The following is a 6,383-nucleotide window of genomic DNA, read 5'->3' as shown; positions in this document are numbered from 1 at the left end:
TCACAGACGCTTAAGTGACTGAATCATCGCCATTCTGGGGGAATGGAAGCAAATAAGCGGCCTGAGGCCGCCTATTTGCCAGCCAACCGGGCCATTTCACCGAAATAAGCGGCCCAGGGCCGCCTATTTGCCCCGGTCGGTGACCCTGTCACTCCACGGGTGACCCGGTCACTCCCCGGTCGGTGACCCTGTCACTCCGCGCGCGCCGCCGTAACGGTACTTTTGTCCCTTACGCCGCCCCCATGTTCGCCCGCGGCGGGGATGGAGTCCCGTTTCTCGCCCTCAGAGCCCTTGCTACACATGGTCTTATTCAATCTGCAACGCCTAGGAGGATGCTCATTGGTTCGCAGCCTAATGCAAAATCGCAATTATCTGACACTCATGATTGGACAGCTTGTATCGACATTCGGGAACAACCTGTACGCCATCGCGCTGCCTTGGTTCGTGTATGCGACGACGGGATCGAAGGCCGATCTCGCCATCGTCAGCATGGCCGGCGCTCTGCCGCAAGTGCTCGGCCTCTTCACAGGCGTTTTCGTCGATCGTTGGCCGAAGCTGCGCATCCTCATGTTGGCGGACGTCATCCGCATGATTCTGTGTGGATGCATGGCAGCCATCGCGGCATTTCGGCCGGCGCTCTGGCCCATCGTCATTTTAACATTGCTGCTGCAAGTCGTCGGTACGTTTTTTGGACCGGCCGCAGGCGCCATTGTTCCGAGTATCGTCAGCCAAGACGAAATCTCGCAAGCGGTCGGTTTCGAACAGTCGACCACAGCCACAGTCCAGCTTCTTGGCATGCTCTCCGGCGGTAGCCTGCTGTCCGTCCTTGGCGCGCCGCTGCTGTTCGCGTTCGACGGCATCTCGTTCGCCGTGTCCGCTATCAGCGTGTGGCTGATGCCGTTCCGCCGCACCTCGGAGGCGACCGCTTCGCCGAAGACGTCGCATCCATTCTGGTCGTCCTTTCGCGAAGGTCTCCAGATGTTCGCGCGATCAAAATTTCTCCTGCTGACGCTGATTGCGGCTTCGTTCGTCAATTTCGCGTTTGCGCCGTTCGATCTCGTCCTGACGGCGTGGGTCAAAGGCCCACTGCATGGTTCCGCGTTCGATCTCGGCCTCGTCAACGCTTCCTTTTTTCTCGGGGTCATCGTCGGCGGCGTGACGCTCAACGCGATCATGAAGCGCTGCACGATTCGCTGGATCTTCTTCGTGTCGCTCATCTCGACTGGATTGGCCACGGGTTTGATGGGGATTTGGGTGAGCGCCGTCGTGGACTGCCTAATCGCGCTGTGGATGGGATTTATGATTGGTACGCTGAACGGAGGATTCTCTGCCTTGGCAAGTCGATACATTCCTGCGGAGGCCCGAGGTCGGGCGTTCGGCACCATTGGCGCCTTGTTTTCGATGGCCACACCGCTTGGCATGGCCATCTTTGGACTTGTGATCACGCACAGCCCGCTGCGGGACGCGCTGTTTGCCATGGGATCCCTCGGGACGGCGGGCGGACTGCTGTATCTGCTGCCGATTCGCGAGGATCTGGCCAACGCGTTTTCGCCGCGCGGTGACGACACGCCCATGCTCAACGCCGGAGAGACGCCACAAGCTTCGCCATGACGGAAACTGCGGTGTCGATGTCGGAACGAGAAACGTCCTTGTGTGTCACGAATCGGATTTGCGTGGGTCCGAACGCGCTCGCCAATACGCCGTCCCGCCTCAGCGCGCCGACGAATTCGTCGGCGGTGCGCCCTGTATCCTCCACGTCGCAGATGACAATGTTCGTCTGCACGGTCTCCATATCGACGCGAACGCCAGACATGGCAACCAGTTGTTCAGCCAAGTGACGGGCATTGGCGTGATCGTCCGCGAGGCGTTCGACCATATTGGTCAACGCCCAAAGACCTGGCGCAGCAAGGACACCGGCCTGCCGCATGCCGCCGCCAAGCCGTTTCCGCCAAACCCTCGCTCTATCGATGACCTCCCGCGACCCGACCACCAACGAGCCGACTGGCGCCCCCAGGCCTTTCGACAGGCAAAATTGCACGGTGTCGACGTGCGACGCCCATTCCCGTTCGCCGATGCCTGTCGCAACGACGGCGTTGAACAAACGCGCGCCATCCATGTGCACGGCCGCCCCCGCGGCGTGGGCGATTTCGTGGATCTCTTGCAACGTCGCGATGGGCGTGATGGTTCCGCCAGCTCGATTGTGCGTATTTTCGATACAGACGAGTGCCGTTCGCGGCTGATGGATGTCCTTGTTGCGAATCGCCTGGCGGACGTCCGCCGGACGCAGCACGCCCCTGTCGCCCGGGATTTGCCGCGTTTGCGCACCGGCGATGGCGGAAATGCCAGCCGCTTCGTAGAAAAACACGTGAGATTCGGCTTCGGCGATCACTTCGTCTCCACGTCCGGCAAACGACGCAATCGCCACTTGGTTGCCCTGTGTGCCGCTGGTGACGAACAACGCCGCTTCTTTGCCGAACATGTGAGCGGCGAGTTCCTCCAATCGATTGACTGTCGGGTCTTCGCCGTAGACGTCGTCTCCAACTTCCGCCTTGGCCATCAGGCGGCGCATCTCTTCCGTCGGTTTGGTCACCGTATCGCTTCGCAAGTCAATCCGCTTCGCCATGATTCTCCTCCACTTTTCCTGACCGACTGTCAGCCAGCCGATGCTCTTCCATCATTTGCTGTGTTCCGGAATTTGATAGGCGGACGACGTCTTCCAATCTGAAGGAATCGCCGTCGACGTCCACCCCGATTTCGGCATGAACGGTTCGTGATGCTCGTTGAAATAGGCATCGATCATCTGGCGCGCGATCACGGCCGAGAACTGCGCACCGTAGCCGCCGCCGGGAGCCATCACCGCGACCGCGACAATCGGGTTGTTGAGCGGCGCGTAACAGATGAACACGGAGTTGTCGGTTGGCTTGCCGTGAATGTAAATCTGTGCCGTTCCTGTCTTGCCCGCAGCCTGATAGTGAGCCCCCGCGAAGGCCGAATACGCCGTACCGGAAGGATTGGATGTCACGCCGTACATACCCTGCTTAATCAAAGACCACTGTGCGGCCGTCGCGTGAACCGTACTCTGCACAACCGTCTTCGCTGTCTTGATGGGGCGGCCGCCCGTATTCGGAGTCGTATTTGCGCTGTAGACGCGTTCCAGCAAGTGCGGCTGCAGCCGTTTGCCCTGGTCGGCCAGGGTCATCACGTACTGTCCCAACTCCATCGGCGTAAACATCTGCGACTGACCGATGGCCGCGTCCGCCAGACTGGCTGGAGAGCCATAGTTGACATACCGCCCCGTCTTCTTGATCGATTCTTCACTCGCCTTCAGGTCGTACGGCACCTGCGCGTTCTGTTCCCGCGAGTCCTCAATGTAGAACGAACCAGAACTTTCATAAGGCAAGTCGATCCCGGTCTTCTGCCCGAGGCCGAAGTCGACCTCTCCCTGAAACAGTTGATTGATGCCCTTCGCAAAATCTGTATCCAAATAATTTTGGAACGTCTTGTCACTCGAAGGGAAATAGCCACCGCTCGATGTGCTGCTGCCGAACCACTTGCCGAGCCACAATCCCACCTGATAGAAGAACACGTCACTCGACACCACAATCGCTTCGATTGGGTTCACAGCGCCGAAGACAAAGCCTTCGTCCTCGTTTTTGCGGGAGGTTCCGATGTAGATGTAACCATCGTCCTCGATTAAGGTATTGGGTGTGACCACACCGGCCTTCAACGCGGTCAACATGTTCGCCGGCTTGACGGTCGATCCCGGATAGTTGAACGTGTTGATCACGTTGTTCAACTGCGCGCCCGACGTGCTCAGGTAGTTGGCATGCTGGCCGATGGTGCCGTTGGTGAACCAGTTTGGATCCAGGTACGGATAGCTCACCATCGCAATGACGCCGCCGGTCTTGACGTTCAGCATGACTGCCGCCGCGTTCTCGACGGACGTATTCTGCAGGCTCTCAATCTGCTTCTGCATGATCATCTGCGCCTCTGCCTGTTCATGGCCGTCAAGCGTCAATTGAATGTTGTCTCCGTCGACGGGCGGCACCGAACCCACGCTGCCCACGGCGTTGCCGGCAGAGTTGATGGTCACCAAATCGTATCCCGGTTTCCCTTGCAACTCCTGTTCATATTCAGCTTCAATGCCCGTTTGTCCAACTTGCTGGCTGTACAAATAGTTTTTGAACTGCGGCTGTTTCGCTTGTTCCGCCGTCAACGCCCCGACATAGCCAAGCACTTGGCCAGCGAGATCGCCGTTCGGATACTCGCGTATATAGTCCTGGACCACCTGCACACTCGGCAACTGCGATTGATGCTCGACGACAAACGCCACCTGCTTGTCTGTCACACCCGAGGCAAGTACCACCTGAATCTGCCCAGGGCTTCCTTGCATCGTCGCGTACAGCTTTTTCGGCGTCGTGTTCAACACGGGCGCGAGCGTGTTCGCAACCTGCAGGTACTGAGCCTTGGACAACGTCGTGTATCGGTTCATGACGATATTCATCGTCGGCTTGTCCCACGCCAGAACCTGCCCGTTGGCGTCATAGATCCAACCGCGCTGAGGAAGCACGGGAATCTTCGTAAATTGCGTCGTCAGCTCTTGCTGTCGATACGTTTTGCCTTTCACGATTTGGATGTACGAGGCTCGCAAGATCAAAGAGGTAAATGAGAGAAAGACCATACCATAGACGACATTCGTCCTGAATACCCGTTTGCGCAGCCGTTTTTCTTCATCCGAAAGCTGTTCCTTCTTCTTCATTGCATGACCTCGAATCATATGATTAATGTCATCTTAATACATTGACGAATACATTGACGACCCAATCAGCGTATCTATTTCGTCTATTTCTATACTGTCAAAAGTTTGTCAAAAGAAGATAGGCCTTTGCCATCGCGAAACGTGTGACTCTGTTCAGACTCTCTCAAGTCCGCCGATCATACGCTGGAAAAATCATCATGCCACTGTTCAACCTTGAAATGATGTTGTTCCCGTCGCGAATGTGCCATAGGACTAACTATTTCGGAGCGCAGATTTGTATAATAACGGTGAACCAATCGCGCGGTACCCGCGCGGCGATTTCATCTTTTCGAAAGAAGGCATTCAACATGTCCTGGGTGGAATGGGTGCAATGGCTACCTTGGCGGACGTGGGTGGAATCTGTGCACTGGCAGATTCTCATTCCATGGATCACATTCGCAATCTGGGCTGTGATCTTCATTCGCACGATACCCGATCTCGTGCGGACGCCTCAACTGTCACGAATTGAGCAACCGGCCACTCGCATCGCGCAAGCCGCGAACGCCCGTCGGGCGCAGGACAAGGTCTCCGTGATCGTGGCGGCGCGCGACGAGTCATCGCGGATCCGTCAGACGGTCGAATCGCTGCTCCGGCAAACGTACGGCAATCTCGAACTTATTTTAGTCAATGATCGCTCCACCGACGAGACGGGGCCCGAGATCGATCAACTGGCAGCGCAACACCGTGAAATCAAGGCCATTCACATCCGTGAACTGCCTCCCGGATGGCTTGGCAAAAACCACGCGCTGTACGTGGGCGCGACGGCGGCCTCAGGCCAATGGCTGCTGTTCGCGGATGCGGACGTCTGGTTTTATCCGGATGCCATTGAACGAGCGATGGATTACGTGCACCGCCACAATCTGCACCACCTGACGGTTGCCCCGGCGTTGATCGCCCAAGGCTATTGGCTCCGGCTGTTGACAGCGGCATACATCTTCAATTACGTGCTGTTCAAACGTCCGCAAAGCGCGTACCGGCCACGCGCCAAAGCGCATGCAGGCATCGGCGCGTTCAATCTCGTCGAACGATCCGCCTATCATGCCTGCGGCACGCACCAAGCCATCGCGCTGCGTCCTGACGACGACCTGCACTTGGGCAAGCAGATCAAGCGCAAAGGATTTCGACAACGGTTCGTGATCGCTCGGCAATTCATTGAAATTGAGTGGTATCCCAACCTGAGAGCGATGATCGTCGGCATGGAAAAGGCGCCGCTGCCCGCCTTTCGCTATTCGGCGGGACTCTTGTTTCTCAGCATGATCGTGATGATGGCACTCTACTCGACACCTTTCATCGGCGCCTTGGCCAGCAGTGGCTGGACGCGGCTTATCTACCTGAGTGCCCTGGTGATGATGGGTATTTTGTACGAACTGAACGCCGTGTTTCTCCGGTTTCCGAAACACCAGTTTCTGATTTTACCGCTTGGTATGGCCTTATACGCTTTTTCCTTCAGCCGTTCGGCAGTCATGGCCCTGAAGCGCGGCGGACTCGTATGGCGCGATACCTTCTATACACTGCGAGAACTCCGCCGCGGGATGTAAAACGTAAAACGCTGAAGCGAATTCTTCCCCACAAACACAGAAAGCGG

General features: G+C 57.3%; 4 protein-coding genes. 2 read left to right on the top strand and 2 right to left on the bottom strand.

Going from position 1 to position 6,383, the window contains the following annotated elements:
- Positions 1-339: 339 nt before the first annotated feature.
- Positions 340-1,611 (top strand): MFS transporter, encoded by a 1,272-nt coding sequence (locus AAC01S_RS05905; protein ID WP_067620303.1) that lies wholly within the window; start codon positions 340-342, stop codon positions 1,609-1,611.
- On the opposite strand, the gene ltaE is transcribed toward AAC01S_RS05905, so the two are convergent.
- Positions 1,577-2,623, bottom strand: coding sequence for a low-specificity L-threonine aldolase (gene ltaE / locus AAC01S_RS05900; protein WP_067620300.1), 1,047 nt, complete (start codon positions 2,621-2,623; stop codon positions 1,577-1,579). The two genes, AAC01S_RS05905 and ltaE, sit on opposite strands and share 35 nt — an antisense overlap.
- Positions 2,624-2,674: 51 nt before the next feature.
- Complete coding sequence (locus AAC01S_RS05895) at positions 2,675-4,759, bottom strand: peptidoglycan D,D-transpeptidase FtsI family protein (RefSeq protein WP_067620297.1); 2,085 nt, start codon at positions 4,757-4,759, stop codon at positions 2,675-2,677.
- 347 nt (positions 4,760-5,106) lie between these two features.
- Here AAC01S_RS05895 and AAC01S_RS05890 point away from each other — a divergent pair, with 347 nt between their 5' ends.
- Positions 5,107-6,336, top strand: a complete 1,230-nt coding sequence (locus AAC01S_RS05890) for a glycosyltransferase family 2 protein (protein WP_083511559.1) — start codon at positions 5,107-5,109, stop codon at positions 6,334-6,336.
- The last annotated feature ends 47 nt before the right edge of the window (positions 6,337-6,383 follow it).

Source organism: Alicyclobacillus acidiphilus NBRC 100859, from assembly GCF_001544355.1.
Taxonomy (GTDB): Bacteria; Bacillota; Bacilli; order Alicyclobacillales; family Alicyclobacillaceae; genus Alicyclobacillus; species Alicyclobacillus acidiphilus.
Note: the sequence above shows the minus strand (reverse complement) of the source record. Positions and strands in the feature narration are given on the sequence as shown.

Coding starts and splice junctions, on each gene's coding strand:
- AAC01S_RS05895 (WP_067620297.1), bottom strand. CDS start 4,759: ATGAAGAAGAAGGAACAGCTTTCGGATGAAGAAAAACGGCTGCGCAAA.
- ltaE (WP_067620300.1), bottom strand. CDS start 2,623: ATGGCGAAGCGGATTGACTTGCGAAGCGATACGGTGACCAAACCGACG.
- AAC01S_RS05890 (WP_083511559.1), top strand. CDS start 5,107: ATGTCCTGGGTGGAATGGGTGCAATGGCTACCTTGGCGGACGTGGGTG.